This window comes from Chitinophaga sp. 01L420 (assembly GCF_056399985.1).
Map to the genome: position 1 here is coordinate 23,197 of NZ_JBFTSK010000062.1, position 20,556 is coordinate 43,752.

The 20,556-nt window shown below is 45.1% G+C and carries 17 protein-coding genes; 10 read left to right on the forward strand and 7 right to left on the reverse strand.

The window, feature by feature from the left end:
* Positions 1 to 48: 48 nt before the first annotated feature.
* Positions 49 to 642, reverse strand: a complete 594-nt coding sequence (locus AC1DP6_RS33385; protein ID WP_477058755.1) for a nuclear transport factor 2 family protein — start codon at positions 640 to 642, stop codon at positions 49 to 51.
* A gap of 113 nt (positions 643 to 755) precedes the next feature.
* Positions 756 to 1,793 (reverse strand): tRNA dihydrouridine synthase DusB, encoded by a 1,038-nt coding sequence (dusB, locus tag AC1DP6_RS33390; protein WP_477058756.1) that lies wholly within the window; start codon positions 1,791 to 1,793, stop codon positions 756 to 758.
* 206 nt (positions 1,794 to 1,999) lie between these two features.
* Here dusB and AC1DP6_RS33395 point away from each other — a divergent pair, with 206 nt between their 5' ends.
* The 8 genes from AC1DP6_RS33395 to AC1DP6_RS33430 all read left to right on the forward strand — a co-directional run bounded on the left by AC1DP6_RS33395 (position 2,000) and on the right by AC1DP6_RS33430 (position 10,930).
* Positions 2,000 to 2,563: a TetR/AcrR family transcriptional regulator gene (locus AC1DP6_RS33395; RefSeq protein WP_477058757.1), complete on the forward strand. Its 564-nt coding sequence runs from the start codon at positions 2,000 to 2,002 to the stop codon at positions 2,561 to 2,563.
* 66 nt (positions 2,564 to 2,629) lie between these two features.
* Complete coding sequence (locus AC1DP6_RS33400) at positions 2,630 to 3,517, forward strand: alpha/beta fold hydrolase (RefSeq protein ID WP_477058758.1); 888 nt, start codon at positions 2,630 to 2,632, stop codon at positions 3,515 to 3,517.
* Between the two features lie 142 nt (positions 3,518 to 3,659).
* A complete protein-coding gene (locus tag AC1DP6_RS33405) occupies positions 3,660 to 4,547 on the forward strand; it encodes an alpha/beta fold hydrolase (protein WP_477058759.1) in 888 nt (295 codons plus the stop codon).
* A 204-nt stretch (positions 4,548 to 4,751) separates the two neighbouring features.
* Positions 4,752 to 6,131 (forward strand): mercuric reductase, encoded by a 1,380-nt coding sequence (locus AC1DP6_RS33410; RefSeq protein WP_477058760.1) that lies wholly within the window; start codon positions 4,752 to 4,754, stop codon positions 6,129 to 6,131.
* A 45-nt stretch (positions 6,132 to 6,176) separates the two neighbouring features.
* Positions 6,177 to 7,118 carry an ABC transporter ATP-binding protein gene (locus AC1DP6_RS33415; protein ID WP_477058761.1) on the forward strand — a complete coding sequence of 314 codons (942 nt, stop codon included), beginning with the start codon at positions 6,177 to 6,179 and terminating at the stop codon, positions 7,116 to 7,118.
* Between the two features lie 9 nt (positions 7,119 to 7,127).
* Positions 7,128 to 8,696 (forward strand): ABC transporter permease/substrate-binding protein, encoded by a 1,569-nt coding sequence (locus AC1DP6_RS33420; protein ID WP_477058762.1) that lies wholly within the window; start codon positions 7,128 to 7,130, stop codon positions 8,694 to 8,696.
* A 12-nt stretch (positions 8,697 to 8,708) separates the two neighbouring features.
* Entirely contained in the window at positions 8,709 to 9,863 is a 1,155-nt protein-coding gene (gene egtB / locus AC1DP6_RS33425) for an ergothioneine biosynthesis protein EgtB (protein WP_477058763.1), read from the forward strand.
* Between the two features lie 80 nt (positions 9,864 to 9,943).
* A complete protein-coding gene (locus AC1DP6_RS33430) occupies positions 9,944 to 10,930 on the forward strand; it encodes an L-histidine N(alpha)-methyltransferase (protein ID WP_477058764.1) in 987 nt (328 codons plus the stop codon).
* Between the two features lie 13 nt (positions 10,931 to 10,943).
* Here AC1DP6_RS33430 and AC1DP6_RS33435 read toward each other — a convergent pair whose 3' ends face one another.
* Positions 10,944 to 11,417 carry a DinB family protein gene (locus tag AC1DP6_RS33435; RefSeq protein ID WP_477058765.1) on the reverse strand — a complete coding sequence of 158 codons (474 nt, stop codon included), beginning with the start codon at positions 11,415 to 11,417 and terminating at the stop codon, positions 10,944 to 10,946.
* Between the two features lie 240 nt (positions 11,418 to 11,657).
* Here AC1DP6_RS33435 and AC1DP6_RS33440 point away from each other — a divergent pair, with 240 nt between their 5' ends.
* Complete coding sequence (locus AC1DP6_RS33440) at positions 11,658 to 14,366, forward strand: outer membrane beta-barrel protein (RefSeq protein WP_477058766.1); 2,709 nt, start codon at positions 11,658 to 11,660, stop codon at positions 14,364 to 14,366.
* Here AC1DP6_RS33440 and AC1DP6_RS33445 read toward each other — a convergent pair.
* Both AC1DP6_RS33445 and AC1DP6_RS33450 read right to left on the reverse strand, forming a co-directional pair.
* Positions 14,361 to 15,278, reverse strand: coding sequence for a DsbA family protein (locus AC1DP6_RS33445; protein ID WP_477058767.1), 918 nt, complete (start codon positions 15,276 to 15,278; stop codon positions 14,361 to 14,363). The genes AC1DP6_RS33440 and AC1DP6_RS33445 overlap by 6 nt on opposite strands.
* A 125-nt stretch (positions 15,279 to 15,403) precedes the next feature.
* On the reverse strand, positions 15,404 to 16,264 hold the full coding sequence (locus tag AC1DP6_RS33450) for an OmpA/MotB family protein (protein ID WP_477058768.1): 861 nt from the start codon (positions 16,262 to 16,264) through the stop codon (positions 15,404 to 15,406).
* Between the two features lie 280 nt (positions 16,265 to 16,544).
* On the opposite strand from AC1DP6_RS33450, the gene AC1DP6_RS33455 reads away from it, so the two are divergent.
* Positions 16,545 to 17,570 (forward strand): LacI family DNA-binding transcriptional regulator, encoded by a 1,026-nt coding sequence (locus AC1DP6_RS33455; protein WP_477058769.1) that lies wholly within the window; start codon positions 16,545 to 16,547, stop codon positions 17,568 to 17,570.
* A gap of 290 nt (positions 17,571 to 17,860) precedes the next feature.
* On the opposite strand, the gene AC1DP6_RS33460 is transcribed toward AC1DP6_RS33455, so the two are convergent.
* Both AC1DP6_RS33460 and AC1DP6_RS33465 read right to left on the reverse strand, forming a co-directional pair.
* Entirely contained in the window at positions 17,861 to 19,099 is a 1,239-nt protein-coding gene (locus AC1DP6_RS33460; RefSeq protein ID WP_477058770.1) for an alkaline phosphatase family protein, read from the reverse strand.
* A gap of 383 nt (positions 19,100 to 19,482) precedes the next feature.
* Positions 19,483 to 20,556: alpha/beta hydrolase family protein (locus AC1DP6_RS33465; RefSeq protein WP_477058771.1), on the reverse strand; the 1,074-nt coding region annotated here is incomplete at its 5' end.

The following is a 20,556-nucleotide window of genomic DNA, read 5'->3' on the forward strand; positions in this document are numbered from 1 at the left end:
AAGGAATAAACCCCTTCACCTTTTTTGTTATTGCGAAAAAACCATGCGCTAATTGGATAAAACATGATCCTCCCGTACATCCTGGTAAAACTGTTTTACCAACCGGCTGTCCGGCAGAGAATTCAATACGGCAATAAGCCATTTCCCATCCTTATGTACCACCTTTCCCTTGTAATATCCCACAGACATCAGCTGTATCTGTCCGGTGGTCAGATCTGTCCATAAACAGGAAGCATACATGCTAACTTTCACGGTGTCACTCACACCAGGGAAAAACTGCATATTGGTAATCATATGTCTGGGTTGAAAATGTGAATCCTTCGTGCTCATGACTAAAGTCTCAATTTTGGCGGTCCAGTTCTGCTTCCCCTTTAACTTCACCCCGTCTACCTCTCCACGGATACTGTCGTCCATAAATTCCACACATTTAGCCAGGTCGCCATTATCAAAATGCTCGCAGAAACCAAGTATGACGCTTTCTATTTGCTGTTGATCTTTAAATCCAAAATCACTGGTGGCAGCGGTGTCACGTGATACAGCCGGGCCAGCCGGGATCAGTTTTTCTTTGGGAGATGATTGACAGGAAAATAATCCTGTTATGCTGCAGACTACTACAACGGCGATAAGGGAGTATTTGAACATCAGGTGAATTTTATGATATAACAAAACAAACGCATAATAAGTTTTATTATATCATAAAATATTCTTTCTATAAGGCAGTTATCGGGAAACCTGCTATTGATACATACCCCTTGTTATAAGGGACAATTCTGATGATAGTCAATAAGTTCTATAGGCGCATTCGCCAGTTCAATGCCTTTATAATAAGCTTCAATTTCATCCAGCACCGCTTCTACTTCTTCCACCGTTTTCATGGTCACCAGGCGGCCGCGGAATTGCTTGATATCCGGTAACCCCTTCAGGTAATTGGCATAACAACCGCGCATTTCATTGATCCCCTGTACCGGCCCTTTCCATTCTACGGATAAACGCAAATGTTTCTTACTCACGGCGATACGCTCTTCCAATGTAGGACCAGCCATAATTTCGCCCGTCCTAACATAGTGCTTGATTTCACGAAACAGCCACGGGTAGCCAATCACCGCCCGGCCAATCATAATACCATCCACCCCATATCGGTTCTTGTATTCCAATGCTTTCTGCGGACTATTGATATCTCCATTACCAAAAATGGGAATATGTATACGTGGGTTGTTCTTTACTTTTCCGATCAGGTCCCAGTCGGCCTGCCCTTTATACATCTGGCAGCGGGTACGTCCATGGATGGCCAGGGCTTTAATACCTACATCCTGCAAACGTTCTGCTACTTCTTCTATATTTTTAGAGTCTTCATCCCAGCCCAGCCTCGTTTTCACGGTCACAGGCAATTTGGTCGCCTTCACACAGGCCGCTGTCAACCGCACCATCAGGTCCAGGTCTTTCAGCACGCCGGCACCCGCGCCTTTTCCCGCTACCTTCTTCACCGGGCAGCCGAAATTAATATCCAGCAGGTCCGGATTGGTGACGTCTACTATTTTAGCCGCCATAGCGAGACTGTCTTCATCGCCACCAAAGATCTGTATGCCCACAGGACGCTCATATTCGAAAATATCCAGTTTCCTCCTGCATTTGATAGCATCGCGTATCAACCCTTCACTGGAAATAAATTCCGTATACATCAGATCAGCCCCGGCATCCTTGCACACCGCCCTGAACGGAGGATCACTTACATCCTCCATAGGTGCCAGCAGCAAAGGAAAATCGGGTAGCGTTATGTTGTCAATCTTTACCAAAATCAATATTTTTTCGCAGAAGGCGCAAAGATAAGCATTATTGCCGAATGAGTAGGGGTTGACCCGTAACCCGGAATATGGAAAAAGCTTTGTTGCAGATAGGCGACTTTCTCCGGGACCCGAGTAAGTGGAATAAGTATAGCTGATGCCAGAAAATAATTTTACCGAACGTTTGGTAATTAAAAACTTTCTCTTACCTTTACACCATGAGACCGCAAAAAATAGATGATATCCAGCTGATTGAAGGACTGATGTCAATATTGCAATCCAAGGGCTTTGAAGGCGCCAGCCTCAATGACATGGCCAAGGCTACAGGCTTGCAAAAGGCGAGTCTTTACCACCGGTTTCCGGGCGGTAAAAATGAAATAGCCATTATGGTCCTCCAGTTTGTACATGCCTGGATAAAGGATCATCTATACCTGGTACTAACAGAGAAAGGCGTAGCCCCTGCCACCAGATTGCAGCGGGCCATACAGCACATCAGGCAACTGTATCAGAACGGTGAAAAAAGTTGTATCCTGAACGCACTGTCGCTCGATTCGGGTTTGGTAGTACTAGGCGATGAGATCAGCAAAGCAATGCAATTGTGGATCGATGCCTTTACCGCATTTGGCATCGAGCAGGGCTTTTCCACGGCCCAGGCCAAAACCAGGGCCAAACAATCACTGATGCTCGTGCAAGGGAGTTTAGTGCTTGCCAAGGGATTGGGAGATCCCACTCATTTTCATAAGGCGCTTTCCGATGTGAAACTGCTTTTTACCAGCGAGTAAAAAAATTTCCCTGTACATATTACCGAACGTCCGGTAAATAATATTATCATCATTAAATTAAATAAAATGAGCATTGTAAAACACAACACCGCATCAGTAAATGGAATCGACATCTTCTACCGGGAAGCCGGTCAAAAAGGCAATCCTGTCCTGGTATTATTACATGGCTATCCCAGTTCATCGCATATGTACCGAAACCTGATGCAGCACCTCGCAAATGATTATTACCTGATTGCTCCCGACTACCCGGGATTCGGCAGGAGCGCCCAGCCTCATATGGCCGACTTCAACTACTCATTCAGCAGTTTTGCCGGCATTGTACAAGGATTGCTGGATCAGCTAAAACTGGACCGGTACAGCCTTTACCTGATGGACTACGGTGCACCGGTGGGATTCCGCATCGCCACCACTCATCCTGAAAAGATCGAATCCCTGATTGTACAGAACGGCTGCGCCTACGATGAAGGACTGGAGCAGTTTTGGGATCCTATTAAGGATTACTGGAAAGACAAGAACAACAAAGTTGCAGAACGCACGCTGGAAGGCTTTCATAGTATGGAAGGACTACAATGGCAATACACCCATGGCGTATCCGATACCGCATTAGTCAGCCCGGACAACTGGGAGCACGACCTCCGGCATTTGCTACGCCCGGGCAACGACAGGATACAACTTCAGCTATTCCACGATTATCAGAGTAATGTAGCCTTATACCCTCAATGGCAGGAATACTTTCGTACCCACCATCCCGAAATGCTGATCGTTTATGGTAAGAACGATTATATTTTCCCGGTAGCCGGCGCCGAAGCTTATAAAAAAGATGTAAAGCACCTCCAATACCATCTGTACGATACAGGCCATTTTGCCTTGGAAACCCATGGTGAGGAAATTGCCGCTACTATCAGGGAATTTCTTAACAGAAAAGTTATCCGAAAATCTCCGGCCACTGCCTGATAGTTATATAGCATCACCGGAGCGTGCTTTTACAGCCACTCCGGGCTACCATCTTTTTTACATACCTGATAGTTACCAATATTAAAATCATCACCACATGAAACCCCGACTGTCTTTTAAAATCACACTAATCTGGATATTTATGATAATCGCATCAACTGCTGCTGCAAAAAAAGAATACCCTGTGTACCACAGGACCATGAAGGTCGACGGCGTTACCATCTTTTACCGGGAGGCTGGCGATCCTACCAGGCCTACACTCCTGCTGCTACATGGATTCCCTTCGTCTTCTCACAATTTCAGGACGCTCATTCCCCTGCTGAAAGATGACTTCCATATACTGGCGCCGGACTACCCCGGTTTCGGATTCAGTGATATGCCATCCATCTCCGAATTCGACTATACTTTTGAAAACTATTCACTTTACATAGAAAAATTTCTTGTGCAGAAAGGCGTGACCAAGTGCAGTATGTATTTGTTTGATTATGGAGCACCGGTAGGCATGCGGATAATCCAGCGCAATCCCGGTATCCTGGAACATCTGGTAGTGCAGAACGGCAACATTTATGCAGAAGGCCTGAGTGACATACTCAAAATGTACAAGAAAAATATAGATGAAAACACCGCAGATTCCCGTGCCCAGGTGTATAAGGCGTTTGAACTGGAATACACCAGGTTTGAATACCTGCATGGTGTGGGCGACAGCACGAAAGTAGCACCGGAAAGTTACCTGCTCGATCAGTTCCTGATGGACAGGCCAGGCAACAAAGAAATACAGTACAAACTGAAATACGATTATCGCTTCAATATTGCCGAATATCCCAGGTGGCAGGAAACCTTGCGTAAGCTTGCCCCCCGCGTGCTGATTGTATGGGGAGAGAATGATCCTGTATTCCTTAAGGCTGGAGCGCTCGCATTTAAAAAAGATATTCCTGCAACAGAAATGTATTTTTATCCCACAGGACACTTTGCATTAGAAGAGTACGCCGTGGAAATAGCAGAAAAGATCAAAGTCTTTTTAAAACAGTAACATTGCATCATGCCCAAAAGCATAAATAAGTTTATACTCCAGGTGGTACGGGCTACCCTATCGCCAGCAGAAAAGGACTGACCCAAAAGGTCGGCCCTTTCTGTGCGGGAAAAGGCCGATCTTTGGGTCAGTCACCCACAATTCACAAATTTTCCCTACATTTCCTTGGTATAATCTTTGGCCCCGCTCCTTAAAGCTTTCCTTATGCAAAAATTTGATGCAATCGTAATTGGATCTGGTCAGGGCGGAAACCCGCTGGCTAAAAAAATGGCAGAAAAAGGATGGAAAACAGCAATGATAGAACAACGCTACCTCGGTGGTACCTGTATCAACGATGGCTGCACCCCTACCAAAGCTATGATTGCCTGTGCGAAAGTGGCGCATACCGTTTTCCACAGCAAATTATGGGGCATTCATAGCCACGGCTTAACCGTAGATCTGCCCTTTATTGTTGCGAGGAAAAATAATATCGTAGAGCAGTTCCGCGAAGGAACAGCAAAAGGCCTGCAAACAGATGGCGTCACCCTTTTTATGGGCAGCGCAACTTTTACCGGCAATAAAACCATCAAAGTAACCGGACATAAAGGAGAAGAAAATATCCTCACCGCAGATCACATCTTTATCAATACCGGCACTACGCCCAACATCCCGCCCATTCCAGGTTTGAACGAAGTACCTTATTTTACTTCCACCACCATCCTGGACGAAGTAGTAATACCCAAATCACTGATTATCCTGGGCGGCAGTTATATTGCGCTGGAAATGGGACAACTCTATAAGCGTTTAGGCAGCGCCGTTACAATTATTGAAACATCCCCGCAATTGGTGGCCAAAGAAGATCCGGATGTAGCCGCAGTGATTAAGAAAATGCTGGAGTCAGAAGACCTGCAGATATACACTGGTACACAGACAGAACGCATCAGCAAAACAGGTAAAACGATCCAGGTGGATATTGTGACGGGTACCAACCGGGAAACACTAACAGGAACGCACCTGCTGATAGCTACCGGCCGCAAACCGCAAACGCCTGCACTACAGCTCCAGCACACCAACATACTCACCGATGAAAAAGGATATATCCAGGTAAATGATCAGCTGGAAACAACGGAGCCGGGCGTGTACGCCATTGGCGATGTAAAAGGCGGTCCGGCATTCACACATATTTCTTATAATGATCACCTCATTATTTATAAAAATCTGTTTGAAAATGCTACCTTTTCCGTCAAATCGAGACAAGTACCCTATTGCATGTTTACGGATCCGCAACTGGGTCGTATTGGCATCACAGAAAAAGAAGCAAAAAAACAAGGCATCCCTGTCAAGGTCGCCTGTCTGAGTATGGATAAAGTAGCGAGAGCAATAGAAACCGGGCAAACAAGAGGCTTTATGAAGGCACTTGTACATGAACATACCGATGCCATACTTGGCGCCGCCATCATCGGTCCTGAAGGAGGTGAAATTATGTCGCTCCTGCAAATGGCTATGCTGGGAGGAATTACCGCCTCACAGGTACGTGAAATGGTATTTGCACATCCGCTGTATGCCGAATCGCTGAACAACTTATTTATGACCCTGGAAAAATAGGCTCCAAATTGAGCAAGTTTTTCCCCATATCATCCTATAAAACAAATGATTAAACTGGATCATGTTTCGAAAAGTTTCGGCCCGGAAAAAAAAGCGGTAAATGATATTTCCTTCGAAGTACCCGAGGGAGAAACGCTGGTATTACTGGGCACCAGTGGTTGTGGTAAAACCACTACCCTGCGCATGATCAACCGGCTGCTGGAACCCGGTAGCGGTCACATCTATGTAAATGGAAAAGAAATAAGACAACTCTCCCCGGAAATACTCCGCCGCAACATCGGCTATGTATTACAAAACACCGGACTGTTTCCGCATTATACCGTTAGTGAAAACATTGGTATAGTACCGTCACTGCTGAATTGGGACAAAGCACGTATCCGGGAACGCACCATAACGTTAATGGATAAACTCCGGCTACCGGCAGCAGACTATGCGGAAGTATATCCGCATCAGCTCAGTGGCGGACAACAACAGCGCGTAGGCCTGGCCCGCGCACTGGCAGCGGATGCACCGGCACTGCTGATGGATGAACCCTTCGGCGCCCTCGATCCGCTTACCCGTATCAGCGTACGGAAAGAATTCAAAAATCTCGATGAAATCAATAATAAAACCATCATCCTGGTAACACATGATGTAGAGGAAGCCTTTGAACTCGGCAACCGTATTTGCCTGATGAACGAAGGCCGTATTCAACAATTGGGCGCACCCGCCGACCTGTTGTTTCATCCGGCCAATGACTTTGTCAGCTCCTTCCTGGATCCGCAACGGTTACAACTGGAACTGAAAGCACTGAAAATAAAAGACCTCTGGGCATGGATACCTGCCCGCCATGAATCCGGCGGCGACACCACGCTCACAGCCGAAAGCACCTGCTGGGAGGCCCTGGAGGCAATGACTTCCCAACCGGTAGCCGTTGTATACAATCAGGAACAAAAAATAATAGATGGAAATGGATTAATGGACGCAATAGCCGCCTATAAAAAATAATACGACTGCATGGAATCCCGGGAAACACTATTTGATTTCGTACAACAACAATCCGGCAAACTGCTGGAACAAACCCTGACGCATACCGGTCTTACTTTTATATCAGTATTGCTGGCAGTTGCCATTGGCGTGCCCGCAGGCATCCTGATTACCCGTAGAAAAAAATGGTCTGGATTGGTACTGGGCTTCGCCGGCGTGATGCAAACTATTCCCAGTATTGCATTGCTGGGATTTATGATCCCCCTGCTGGGCATAGGTCCCAAACCCGCCATTGTGGCCTTGTTCCTGTATGCCTTATTACCTATTATCCGCAATACCTTCACCGGTATCAACGGAGTCGACCCCAGCGTTACAGAAGYGGCTACCGGCATGGGACTGAGCAAAAGGCAACTGCTCTATAAAGTGCAGTTGCCACTGGCCTTACCCGTTATCATGGCAGGCATACGCACAGCCACCGTGATCAATGTAGGCGTGGCTACCCTGGCTGCCTATATCGCCGCCGGAGGACTGGGAGAATTTATTTTCGGAGGCATTGCCCTGAATAACACCAACATGATGCTGGCCGGCGCCATACCAGCAGCCTTACTGGCAATTCTGTTCGATTGGCTCCTGTCGCTGTTACAACATATCAATATCCGTAAAGCCCGTAAAACATTATACATACTTCCCATCATCTTCGTGGTATTATCTTCTTTCTACCTCATACCGGATACTTACAACAGTAAAATGCTGGCAGGATTTACACCGGAATTTATGGGTAGAAAAGACGGCAACCTGGGACTGAAATCGGTATACGGTTTACATATCCGTACCCTGGTGATCAGCGACATGATCATGTACAAGGCAGCCTATGAAAAAAAACTGGACGTCATCAGTGGAAGCAGCACCGATGGCCGGGTAAAGGCATTTGACCTGGTAGTACTGGAAGATGATAAACATATCTTCCCTCCCTACTACGCTGCTCCCATTGTGCGTAATGAAACCCTGCAAAAATATCCGGAACTGGAACCGGCACTCAATGTTTTGTCTGGTACAATTAATGATAGCATTATGACGGATCTGAACTACCGTGTTGACTATCTGAAACAAAATCCGGAGAAAGTAGCAAAGGATTTCCTTATCGCACAAAAATTATGGAAACCGGCAGGCACCGGCGCAAAAGGAAGTATCCGCATCGGTTCCAAAATATTTGGTGACGGCTATATCCTCGCCAATATGTACAAAATGCTGATCGAAGGATATACCGACCTGTCGGCAGTAACCAAAACAGGATTGGGCGGCACCAAAATAGTATTCGATGCCTTAACCAATGATCAGATAGACATGTACCCGGAATATACCGGTACCGGCTTACTGGTGATACTGCAAACACCACAACAGGTAACAGACAGTATTATCAGCGACTCAAAAAAAGTATACGATTATGTGAGTACCGAATTTGAAAAACAATACAGCATAAAATGGCTGAAGCCAATAGGATTTAATAATACTTACGCATTAATGATGCGGAGATCAGCAGCCGAAAAATTACATATCAGCAGCATTTCGGCATTTACACATTATGTGAATCAACAGTAACGACCTGTAATTATGTTATTGAAAAAAGAATATGAAACCGTGCGCCGGCGAACAGAAAATATCTGCGCGCCGCTGAAAACAGAAGACTACGTAGTACAACCTATTGTGGATGTAAGTCCCCCTAAATGGCACCTGGGACATACCACCTGGTTCTTCGAAACATTTATACTGGTACCTAACGCAAAAGGCTATACGGTATTTGATCCGCAATATAATTATGTCTTCAACAGTTATTACGAATCAGTAGGCGCCCGCGTTATACGCACCAATCGTGGTAACCTCAGCCGCCCGGCGGTAGAGGATATTATGCGTTATCGTAAACATGTGGACGAAGCCATGGCCGCTTTCCTGGAAACAGCCACGCTTACTCCGGAACTGCAGGCACTCTTTACATTGGGCTTAAATCATGAAGAACAGCACCAGGAACTACTGTATACCGATATTAAGTACATCCTGGGACACAATCCGCTATTTCCGGCTTATGACCCCGCCCGTAAAGATATTCCACCGGTGAACAATCAACCCGGTTCCTGGTTAAATATGAGGGCCGGCATCTACGATATTGGATTTGCCGGAGAAGGATTCAGTTTTGATAATGAATTAGGCAGACATAAAGTATACCTGGCAGATTATGCCATCAGCGATACGCTGGTAACCAATACAGAATACCTGGACTTTATCCAGGCAGGTGGTTACCAGGATTTCCGGTACTGGCACGCAGAAGGTTGGGACTGGGTAAAAACGAACCAGGTCATCACCCCTATGTACTGGTACAACATAGATGGGCAATGGATGCATTACACCTGGCAGGGACTACAGCCCCTGATGCCCGATGCCCCGGTAGCCCATGTGAGCTACTATGAAGCGGCAGCATATGCTGCCTGGAAGGGAGCCAGATTACCCACAGAATTTGAATGGGAGGCAGCAGCACCTCAGTTGGCATGGGGCCTTCGCTGGGAGTGGACGGAAAGCGCCTATCTGCCCTATCCGGGTTTTGCCAAAGCCCCGGGTGCCATTGGTGAATACAATGGAAAGTTTATGATTAGCCAGATGGTACTGCGCGGTGGATCTGAGGTTACCTCACCCAACCACAGCCGTATTACCTATCGTAACTTTTTCCATCCTTCTCTCAGATGGCAATTTACCGGAATCAGATTGGCAAGATGATTGAACAACCACTCTGAAGAAATCAGGACTTTTTTTGAGACAGTTAACTGTCTGCAGAAAGATAACATCAAAAAGTATTTATGACTGTAATTCCAACTGCGCTTCCGTGTAAACGCAAGCCCGCCACCGAAACATTCTACCATGATGTAGTGCAGGGCCTCAGCGCTCCGCAGAAATACCTGGACCCCAAATATTTTTATGATGCCACCGGCGATGCACTTTTTCAGCAAATTATGCAATGCCATGAATATTATCTGACGGGTTGCGAAATGGAAATCCTCAGCACCCAATCCGATCAGATTGCACAGGCATTACAAAAATATGCCGGCACCTTCGACCTCATAGAACTAGGCGCCGGTGATGCCACCAAGTCAATACATTTGCTCCAGACATTGCTTGATAACGGCGTAGACTATACGTACTTTCCAATAGATATCTCTGCCAATGTTATTCATCAACTGGAAAAATCGCTGCCGGAAAAGCTTCCGGGGCTCCAGCTGCACGGATTAAATGGGGAGTACTTTCATATGCTGCAGCAGGCGAACCAACATACCAGCCGGAAAAAAGTGCTGCTGTTTATGGGAGCCAATATTGGCAATTTCAGCATCACCGCTGCCAGAAGCTTCTGTCAGCAACTGAGGCAATATCTTCAGCCAGGTGATCTGTTGCTCACAGGATTTGATCTTAAAAAGCATCCGCAGGTGATCCTGAATGCTTATAACGATAGCCGCGGCATTACCCGTGCTTTTAATTTCAACCTGCTACATCGGATTAACCGGGAGTTGCAGGCTGATTTTGATACCACAAAATTTGCGCATTTCCCTACTTACGATCCTGGTACCGGGGCCTGCAAAAGCTACCTTATCAGCCTGGAAGAACAAGTAGTACATATAGGTGACCATCTCACCGTTTCCTTTGCGGAAAACGAATCGCTGTATATGGAAATCTCCCAGAAATACAGTCTGGAAGAAACAGACCAACTGGCCTCCTTTGCAGGATTTAAGCCGGTGGCCCGTTTCTTCGACCGGAAACATTGGTTTACAGATTGCCTCTGGAAATGCGTGTAGGCCGCTCCATCATTTAATGCCAGGCGCCCAGCATACGGCGCAAGGCCACAATTTCACCAGTGTGATAACTGGTATGATCCAATAACAATACTGCTTCCCTGAATAAATGTTGCCCGTTTCCCCATGGAAACGGGCTAAACAGGTCTGCACCCGGCGCCTCCAGTAAACCTATAAAAGTATGCAGGTCTTCATCCACCTGGGCCACACTGTGTTTCCAGGCAGCATCATCTGCGGGCGCGGTTTCTTTCGGCCAATAAGCTTTTGGCCACTCTATTTCCTTATAATCCGGGTTACGGGAAAAATCAAGGATATCGAATTGGGTAATGCGGATATGCTCTACCAGCTGCCAGATACTATACGGCATTTCCCCGGGGACTACTCCCCTCAATTTGGCGGGGACCGATTTCACTGCATCGGCAAATGTCACGTGTGCATTCGCTTTCAGCAACATTTCCTTTAAAGACTTTACTAAAGTTGGAGCGTTCATAAGATAATATTATTTTGATCTGAAGCCTATCAGGCTCCTCGTTTTTCTCCTTAATGGTAAGGAGTGTTAACAAAGCGACAATACAACAATCATTCCACCCGAAAGTTGTAAACGATTCGTTAATCTATTTTCATTTTGATTGTTTTTTACATTTTCTAAGAATGTTGGTGTTTGATTAACACTTCCCCATGTTGGGCGGGCTATCATTGCAAAAAAGAACTTTTCAACCAAATAAACGCAATGGCCAAATTCGCTCTAACGTTAACCATCCTATTGACTGGCATTCATCTCACCCTATTTGCGCAGAGAGAGATAAAGGGAATGGCCTATGATAAAGATACAAGAAAACCATTGGAAGGGGCTACAGTATTGCTATTTACAGCTGAAAAATCGATTTTAAAGGGACAGAATCAATCTGATAGAGACGGCAACTTCCTGTTAAAAAATGTGCCACCGGGCAACTTTGTACTCACCATCAGTTATATGGGGTACACTGCCGCTACGATCCGTCTGTCCGCTAATGAAAAAGGAAAGGTCAGTCAACCCACCTTACAACAAACAGGCCTGCAAAGAAACTCCATCAGTCTGAGCAGTGTAAATATCAAAATAACCAAACCGGCTTTCATTGTCCGTAAAGATACCATCGAATTTTCCGCAGGTGATTTCCAGACGGCTGAAAATGCTTCGCTGAAAAACCTCCTGCAAAAGATCCCGGGCCTGACAGTCGACGCCGATGGTAACTTCTTGTACCAGGGCAAACCCATTAAAGAATTATATATAGACGGCAGGTCCGTATTTCAAAATACGCCTAACTCCTCCGGCGATCCTCAAAAAGTATCCCGGATGCTCCTGGCCAACCTGGTAGACAAAATACAGGTKGCTGATAAAAAAGGATTAGATGGCATGATTGAAGGAGGGAAAAATGAAAAGGTCATTAACATCACCATCAAAAAAGAAATGAAAAAAGGCATCAATGGAACAGTAGGCGCAGGATACGGAACAGATGACCGCTTTAATGTTGCCGGCAATGCCAATATGTTCCGGGATAATAAACAGGTAATAGCCATGGCCACCCGCAACAACGTAAACTCCTCCAGGGGCCCCTCTTCCAACGATGAAAATTTAAGCAGAGCGGAAAACTACGGTGGGCTGGCCATCAGGAGCAATGCCAGCGGAAACATATCTCTCGACATCACGAAAAAAGTAAAGCTGAACGCCAATCTGATTCACTTCGATAACCAAATCAATAACGACCAGTTTCAGCAACGCGACAACATATTACCCGACAGCAATTTTCGCTACAATAGCACTTCAAAAAGTGTCACGAATACCTCGTTCAATAACATGTATGCGAATGTGATGGTACAGCCCAACGACAAAAATTTCATCTCTGTAGACCTGATGGGATCTCTCCAGAAAAATCAGCCCTGTTCCGAAAATAAATACATCTCCCTGGGTGGAAAAAATAATGATACCATTAATATGGGAAATACCATTAACAGGGAAACCAGGAAAAACAGTGCCCTCAGCATAGCCTCCACATTCATTCACATGTTTGATAAAAAATGGGGCAATACCAACTTCAATATAAATGTAGAACAAAATAACACGCGTGATAACCAGACCAATTACAACTTAAACTTCGTGCCCGCATCAGACATATCCGACACCATCAATCAACAGCTGGCGTATAAGCTAAACACCCGGAAAATCACTACGGGACTCAGTTACCAATACCCCATCACACCGGTCATTTTCCTGAGCATAGGTTACAGGTATACCAACAACCTCACTCAAAATGACCAGCAGGCATTTGATTTTGATGGTATAAAGAGCGGTTACCGCATCCCCAACAAAACACTGACTTATGACTTCCAAAACAGATACACCGTAAATGCATTCAGCACCGGCATTACCATCAATAAAAATAACTTACAGGGCCAGCTGCTGATTTCGTACAACAACACCAACTCCATCAGCAATAACTATACAGACGGAAAAGAATACCGGCAGAAAGTAAATTACTTCGCCCCAAACCTGTTCCTGTCTTATAAAATTGATAACTATAAAACTTTCAGTGCAAATATTTCCCGCGAAACGCGTGTACCCAATACAGGTACCATGTTAGTACCAGTAGTATCCACCAGAAATCCATTGTATGTACAACTCGGCAACCCGGATCTTAAACCAACCATCTATAATAACGGTTCCATCGGCTATCGTTCTTACAGTGTAAAAGGCCTTACTTTCGGTACCAATCTGAGTATAGATATTCCCGAAAATGTGGCAACGCAAACTATCTACTCTGATTCCTCCGGAAGACAAATCAGCCGACCCATTAACGTAAATGGCACCTATAGTATTAACCAGGATATAACGCTTGGCAAGCGGTTCAATAAATCCGGTATCACCCTGAATTATACGCTGGGATACAATTTCAGTCACACCAACACCTTTGTCAACCAACTTAAAAATACTACGTCAAACTTTGGCAGCATGCAGTTCCTCACCGGTTCCTGGACTTACAAAAAACTGCTGGAGCTGGAAGGAATGTTTTGTATAATGTATAACGGCAACTCCTACTCTATCCAGGACAATGCGTATTATGATTACCTCAATTACAACCTGTCCCTGTCAGCCAATACCTATCTCCCTTTCAATATTAACTTTGGGGTAGGCACTACATACTACAATAATACCAGTCAGCGACAGCAATATGTAGTAGTAAACACCTGGATCTCCAAAACCTGTTTGCCCGATAAAAGCCTGCAGGTGAAGTTATATGTATACGACCTGTTCAGAGAAAACCAGGCGCTGCTGACCATGCAAACATTTACCTACATAGAACAGCAGCGGAATAGTATACTTGCCCGTTATGCCATGCTAAGCGTATCCTACTTTTTTGGTAAGAAAAAACCTGCAACAGGCCCTCAGCCACCACAATTATAAAGACGCAGTCAGCGCCCACAACTGGCCACTGGCAATCGTATTTACCCACACCTTATTTTCCTCCTGATAGCCACGTAGCGTTGTTTCGGCAGCATCAAAAGAGAGATCATTTAATACTGCAAATTCTTTGGTGGTAAGCGTTGGAAAATAAGAAAATAATTCCAACCCCATAGCGTAGGTCCGTGCCCGTGCTTCCGGCATGAGCTTATGTAAAGCAGTCGTAAATACCGTATAGGGTTTGGCACCATATACCAGTTCTGACCGGCCGGTATTATCTATAAAAAAGACAGAAGGAAACCCACGCACACCTAATTGTTTTCCCAATGCCAGATCCGCTTCAAACAACCCTGCCGCTGTGTTGTCAAAATCTGCCTGCAACTGTAATATATCCAGCCCTGCAAAAGCAGCAGATTTCAATACCGGCTCCGGCTTACAGATATTCTGCTTTTCCATAAACAACAACTCCCTCATACGCCGTAAAAAAATCACCGCTCTATGCTTATCCTGCTGCTGCGCCGCTTTAAACCAGATAGAAGGTGGATAAGAAGAAGGTAAAGGATCTTCCAGCCAAACATTACCATCAATGGGCATCTGGTAATGCAAACTCACCTCATCCCAGTGATGGGCCACATCGGATGGACCACTGATGCCACCGGAACTGTATACATCCCAGGAAGGCAACAATCCTCCCATATGATAACTGATATCCAGCACATGCCCATACTCGAGTTTTAACCGGCGCCATTGCGGCTCTATCCCCCAACAGGTGGAGCAGATAGGATCCGTAAAATAAACGAGCTTAATGGGTTTATCAGCAGAGGCTAATCCGTTCGTTACCCGGGTATCTGTAACAGCACGACCCGGAATCTCACAAACACCACTTACCGGATCACAAAACATAGGTTCATTCATAGCAAACTTATCATTTATGCGCGCAAATATAAGAAAAGCAAAAAACTATTGTGGCGAATGATCAAAGTATATGATCATTCGCCACAATAGCTTTCTGCTTTACGCTTTTATCTTTATCTGTACACTTAGTTCGCTGGTTTCTCCAGTAATTTGAAGAACTGATCCAGCTGAGGCAATATCACGATCCTTGTTCTGCGGTTCGCTGCTTTACCTTCTGGTGTATCATTGGAAGCAACAGGTAAGTATTCACTTCTACCCGCAGCAGTCATACGTGCTGGCGGAATGTTATACTGGTTCTGCAGTATACGCACTACCGAAGTAGCTCTTTTCACACTCAGATCCCAGTTGTCCAGTAATACATTAGGACGGTAAGGCACATTATCCGTGTGACCTTCTACCATAAATTCGATATCCGGCTGCGCAATCAGCACCTTGGCAACTTTACCCAGCACTTCTTTTGCTCTTTCATTGATATCATAGCTACCACTTTTAAACAGCAGTTTATCAGAGATATCTATATATACCACACCTTTATCTACTTTAATATTAATGTCCTTATCATCCATATTACCAATAGCACCCTTCAGGTTCATTACCAGCTGCATGTTCAGGGAATCCTTACGGGCAATAGCGGATTGCAGGTCCTTGATATAGGCATCTTTGGCGCCAATATTATCAAGTGATTTTTTAATACTTTCTGCCTGTGAACTGGAGATAACAGACAATTCTTTCAGATGATCCAGCATCTGTGAGTTGTTGGATTTTAACTGCTGTTGCTGTTCTGTCAGATTCGTTACTTTATCTTTATACGAAGCGGCGGCGCGGGCGGCGTCTTCTTCGCAAGTTCTCAGCTTACCATATGTAGCTCGGTAAAGGCTATCCAGTTGAGCATTCCTGGCTTGTGACTCTCTTAATTTTCTCGGAGCGGAACAGGATGCGAAAATGGTTACTAAAGCTACCGGCAAGGCTAGTTGTGCTACTCTCATAAAAATGTTATATTTTAATAATCTAACAAATAACTATATATGATTAATAAGGGATACAATGGAGGTATCCGCTATATAGCAAATAACAGGCCGAAGCACCCATCAGTTCGTTAGAAAAGTGTTAGAAAATATGGAAGTCTTCACCAGAATGGAGAGAAAATTATGCCATGCCTGTTAAATACGCATTATTCATAAAAAAAAGTTAATGTTTTCTAATATCTAAGTAACTTGTCCGGCAGAGTATAACGCTGTATCTATTTTCTATTAATTGCTGAAATGTATGAGAAAGGTGGTTTCTTCGGGTCAACCAACAATAAAGGAAATTGCAAAAAGGCTGAACATCTCTGTATCTACGGTATCAAGAGCGTTACATGATCATCACAGTATAGGTTTAAGAACCAAAACCAGGGTAAAAGAACTGGCCGCTGAGCTGAATTATGAACGTAATCAAACAGCTATCTATTTCCAACAGGGCAAAACCTTCACCATCGGGATCCTTTTACCGGAGCTGTCGGAGGCATTCTTTGCCAGCGCTATCAGCGGCATTGAAGACACTGCGTACAGCAACAACTATACGGTACTGCTAGGGCAATCGCACGATGACGAAGCCCGCGAAAAACAGATCATCCAGAGCATGAAACAACACCGGGTAGACGGATGCATTGTGTCTATCGGAAAAAACACCAGCAACTACGAACACTTTGAAATGCTGCAGCAGGCGCGCATTCCGGTAGTATTCTTCGATCGCATTCCTGATCTCCCCAATATGCACTCCGTTTCCTGTAACCTGGAATCCGGCACAGTGCAGGCAGTAGATTTTCTGTTAAAACAAGGTCACCGCGTAATAGGCATGATCAATGGCCCGGAAACCATGGTGGCCAGCAAGGAACGCGCGGCAGGCTATAGCAGGGCGCTGCACAAACATCGCCTCAAATACGACCCTAAACTGATCGTTAATGCTGACCTTACCGCTGCCGGTACAGAGGAAGCCATGGAGTACCTGCTGTCGCTGAAAAGGAAAGTAACTGCCATCGTTACATTCAATGACTATGTAGCCATGGACGCAGTACAATATGCCATAAAACAAAAATTGGAAATAAATAAGGATATAACTTTTGTATCTTACGCCAATACACCGGTAAGCGGTTATACGGCTTTTCCTCCTGCTGCTTCTGTTGAGCAGTTCCCTTACGAGCAAGGGCAGGCGGCTACCAATATGCTACTGTCTCTCCTGAATGGAGAACACGCATTAAACGATTATCAACGCACCATCATGGAGTCACAACTGGTGATTCATAACCGCTGAGGCATCTTCTTATCGATAACCTTGCCACAGCAGGTGACCGTGGCACAGGTTATTCGACTTCATTGTTCGCTGTCTATAATTGCTGCTTTTCGAGCTTAGTTCACTTTCTGATTAATTGCTACAACGATTCTACATGATTTTTTTAACATTACGTATACGCAAACGCTTGCGTTATCAGCGCAAGCGTTTGCGTAAAGCCATATTTAGCCTAAAAGCAGCAGACAAAAAGCAAAAAGCTATTTTCCAGGATATCTTCGGGAAAATAGCTTTTTGCTTTTTGTCTGCTGCTTTTAGCTTTGTGGTTGCTGCACCACCCAACGGTTGACGGTATTCAACGGCGCCTCCAGCACAATCTTATAAAACCCGGCAGGAACATCTTTTATACTCAATTCCGCCTTTTCTGCCGATACAGGTACTTCTCCCAGCAATTTATACGTATCATGGCCACCAGTCTTGTAGTTATTGGTGGTGGTCACCCATATTTTCACCTTGCCTTTTTTATCGTACGACTTCCACCCTACCTGCAACATATCCTTTGCTACAATAGCTGTAGGCTGTGCCAGTGAAATAGCACCAGTAAGCGGTACACCATCCAGTTCGCGGGCATTTTCAACAGGTATTTTAATATTCATAAACCGCGCAATAGAAGGCAGAATGTCTACAATGCCCGGTTGTGCTGTTTTAAAATAAGTATTCAATCCTTTGGCGTTGGTAACAATCCAGGTAGTACGCTCCCGGTCCGATTGTCCTCCATGCCCATGGCCTCCTTTGGCATCCCGGCCATGATCCGTGGTAATATAGATCTGCCAGTCTTCATTAAAATGCTGACGGCGGTATTCCATTGCATCCCAGATCTTACCAACCATATCATCTGTCATACGCACGGCGGTATCCATTCTGGCGCCGGTACCATAACGGTGCCCCATGTCATCACTGTATTCCAGGTACAACCAGGTCATATCCGGTGCATCACTTTTTACATACTCCGCTGCCTTAGCAGCTACCGTTTCATCTATCTGATGTATATACCAGCTGTCTTTATCATGCGGAAACTGCACCGTATCATGTTCCAGGCCATCTACCGCATGATCTATATGTAAACTACCGGTTTGAGGTAAGCCATCTCCCACTAACTTCGTTCTGTTATCCAGCCAGGTAGAAAAAATAGCAGTGGTGCCTCCCGGATAAGCCGATTTAAAAAAACGGAAAATGCTGGGGTACGAATAATTCTGCGCCGCAATATCATTATCCCATACATTGTGTTTGTTGACCCAGGTGCTGGTCAGCAAACTATTATAACCAACGGCAGAAATAGTGGGCGTTTGTGAATACCCGTTCTTTTCTCCACCTACATAAGCCCTGCAATACCCTCCTTCCCTGGCAATACGCTTCAGATTTGGTGTTGGCTGCGATTCAATCACATCTGCCGGTATCCCGTCTGCAATGATGAATAATACCTTGTGCTTTTTCTGCTGCGCCGTTAATGTAGAAAATGATAAAAGGCCCATCGCCAGGAATAAATATTTCATTGTATACTGTTTTAGGTAAGCTGATCGCAAGTAGCATAAAATAATGAAGCGAAGATAACAGCGAATATTAACTTTTCGCTATGATCTCCGCTTTAATCTAACTGCTAACAGCTAATGGCTAACAGCTGCTATTTCAACTGTGCATCAAATATGATCTCCGCTTCATTATTATCCTTATTTATCTAACAGCTAAAAGCTAACTGCTAATAGCTGCTATTTCAACTGTGCATCAAATATGATCTCCGCTTCATTATTATCCTTATTTATCTAACAGCTAAAAGCTAACTGCTAATAGCTGTTATTTCAGCTTTGCATCAAATATGATCTCCGCTTCATTATTATCCTTATTTATCTAACAGCTAAAAGCTAACTGCTAATAGCTGTTATTTCAGCTTTGCATCAAAATAGTCCGTTATCTTCTGCATCAGGTGTACCCTGTCTTTCCCCAGCACATTATGTAAATGTCCCGGATATACGAAATAATCCAATTGCACTTCATTATCTACACAAGCTCTCACGAAATTAATGGAATGCTGCCATACCACTACATCATCGTTGGTACCATGAATCAACATCAGGTGCCCCTGCAGGTTTTTAGTTTTTGTGAGAAGATTAGCATTGGCATAGCCTTCCGGATTTTCCTGGGGCGTATCCATATAGCGTTCTGTATACATGATCTCATACATGCTCCAGTCGATCACCGGCCCACCGGCTACAGCTGCCTGAAACACACCAGGATGGCGCAACATCAGGGACGTGGTCATAAATCCTCCGAAGCTCCAGCCATGTACGCCCATTTTCTGCTGATTGATGTAAGGCAGTGATTTAAGATAAGCGACTCCTTGTAGCTGATCATTCATTTCTACAGTACCTAACTGACGGAAAGTAGCCTGCTCGAAAGCCATACCACGGTTATCACTGCCACGGCCATCCATGGTAAAGATAACATAGCCATGCTGGGCCATATATTCATACCACAGGTTACCGCTGTAGGGATAAGTATTACGGATCAACTGCACATTCGGACCATTATACAGGTATACAATTACCGGGTATGTTTTGGTAGAATCAAAATTCACGGGTAATATCAGTTTACCATACAAAGGTGTACCATCATCGGCCTTCAGTGTTACCGGTCTGATTTGTGGGCGTTGAAAATCCTTCAGCGGATCTGCAGCAGTGATAATAGCTTGTTCCCATTTGCCGGAAGTAGCTGTCACTCTCGCAACATAAGGTGTGGTGCCGGAGCTGTAGGTATCCAGCACATAGCTACCATCACTGCTTACCTGTGCATCATGCCAGCCGGCAGCGTTGTCCAGGCGAACATATGGGGTTGCTTTCTGACTTTTTGCATAGTTAACAGCGTAAATATGCTTCTCCATCGGACCTTCTTTCGATGCCGTAAAAACCACATTATTGGGCTTCACATCCACTAGTTCATTTACCACCCAATCACC

What these genes read in the sequence shown, in the direction of transcription:
- AC1DP6_RS33385 (WP_477058755.1), bottom strand. Translation starts at nt 642, where the DNA reads ATGTTCAAATACTCCCTTATCGCCGTTGTAGTAGTCTGCAGCATAACA.
- AC1DP6_RS33395 (WP_477058757.1), top strand. Translation starts at nt 2,000, where the DNA reads ATGAGACCGCAAAAAATAGATGATATCCAGCTGATTGAAGGACTGATG.
- AC1DP6_RS33400 (WP_477058758.1), top strand. Translation starts at nt 2,630, where the DNA reads ATGAGCATTGTAAAACACAACACCGCATCAGTAAATGGAATCGACATC.
- AC1DP6_RS33405 (WP_477058759.1), top strand. Translation starts at nt 3,660, where the DNA reads ATGATAATCGCATCAACTGCTGCTGCAAAAAAAGAATACCCTGTGTAC.
- AC1DP6_RS33410 (WP_477058760.1), top strand. Translation starts at nt 4,752, where the DNA reads ATGCAAAAATTTGATGCAATCGTAATTGGATCTGGTCAGGGCGGAAAC.
- AC1DP6_RS33415 (WP_477058761.1), top strand. Translation starts at nt 6,177, where the DNA reads ATGATTAAACTGGATCATGTTTCGAAAAGTTTCGGCCCGGAAAAAAAA.
- egtB (WP_477058763.1), top strand. Translation starts at nt 8,709, where the DNA reads ATGTTATTGAAAAAAGAATATGAAACCGTGCGCCGGCGAACAGAAAAT.
- AC1DP6_RS33430 (WP_477058764.1), top strand. Translation starts at nt 9,944, where the DNA reads ATGACTGTAATTCCAACTGCGCTTCCGTGTAAACGCAAGCCCGCCACC.
- AC1DP6_RS33435 (WP_477058765.1), bottom strand. Translation starts at nt 11,417, where the DNA reads ATGAACGCTCCAACTTTAGTAAAGTCTTTAAAGGAAATGTTGCTGAAA.
- AC1DP6_RS33445 (WP_477058767.1), bottom strand. Translation starts at nt 15,278, where the DNA reads ATGAATGAACCTATGTTTTGTGATCCGGTAAGTGGTGTTTGTGAGATT.
- AC1DP6_RS33450 (WP_477058768.1), bottom strand. Translation starts at nt 16,264, where the DNA reads ATGAGAGTAGCACAACTAGCCTTGCCGGTAGCTTTAGTAACCATTTTC.
- AC1DP6_RS33455 (WP_477058769.1), top strand. Translation starts at nt 16,545, where the DNA reads ATGAGAAAGGTGGTTTCTTCGGGTCAACCAACAATAAAGGAAATTGCA.
- AC1DP6_RS33460 (WP_477058770.1), bottom strand. Translation starts at nt 19,099, where the DNA reads ATGAAATATTTATTCCTGGCGATGGGCCTTTTATCATTTTCTACATTA.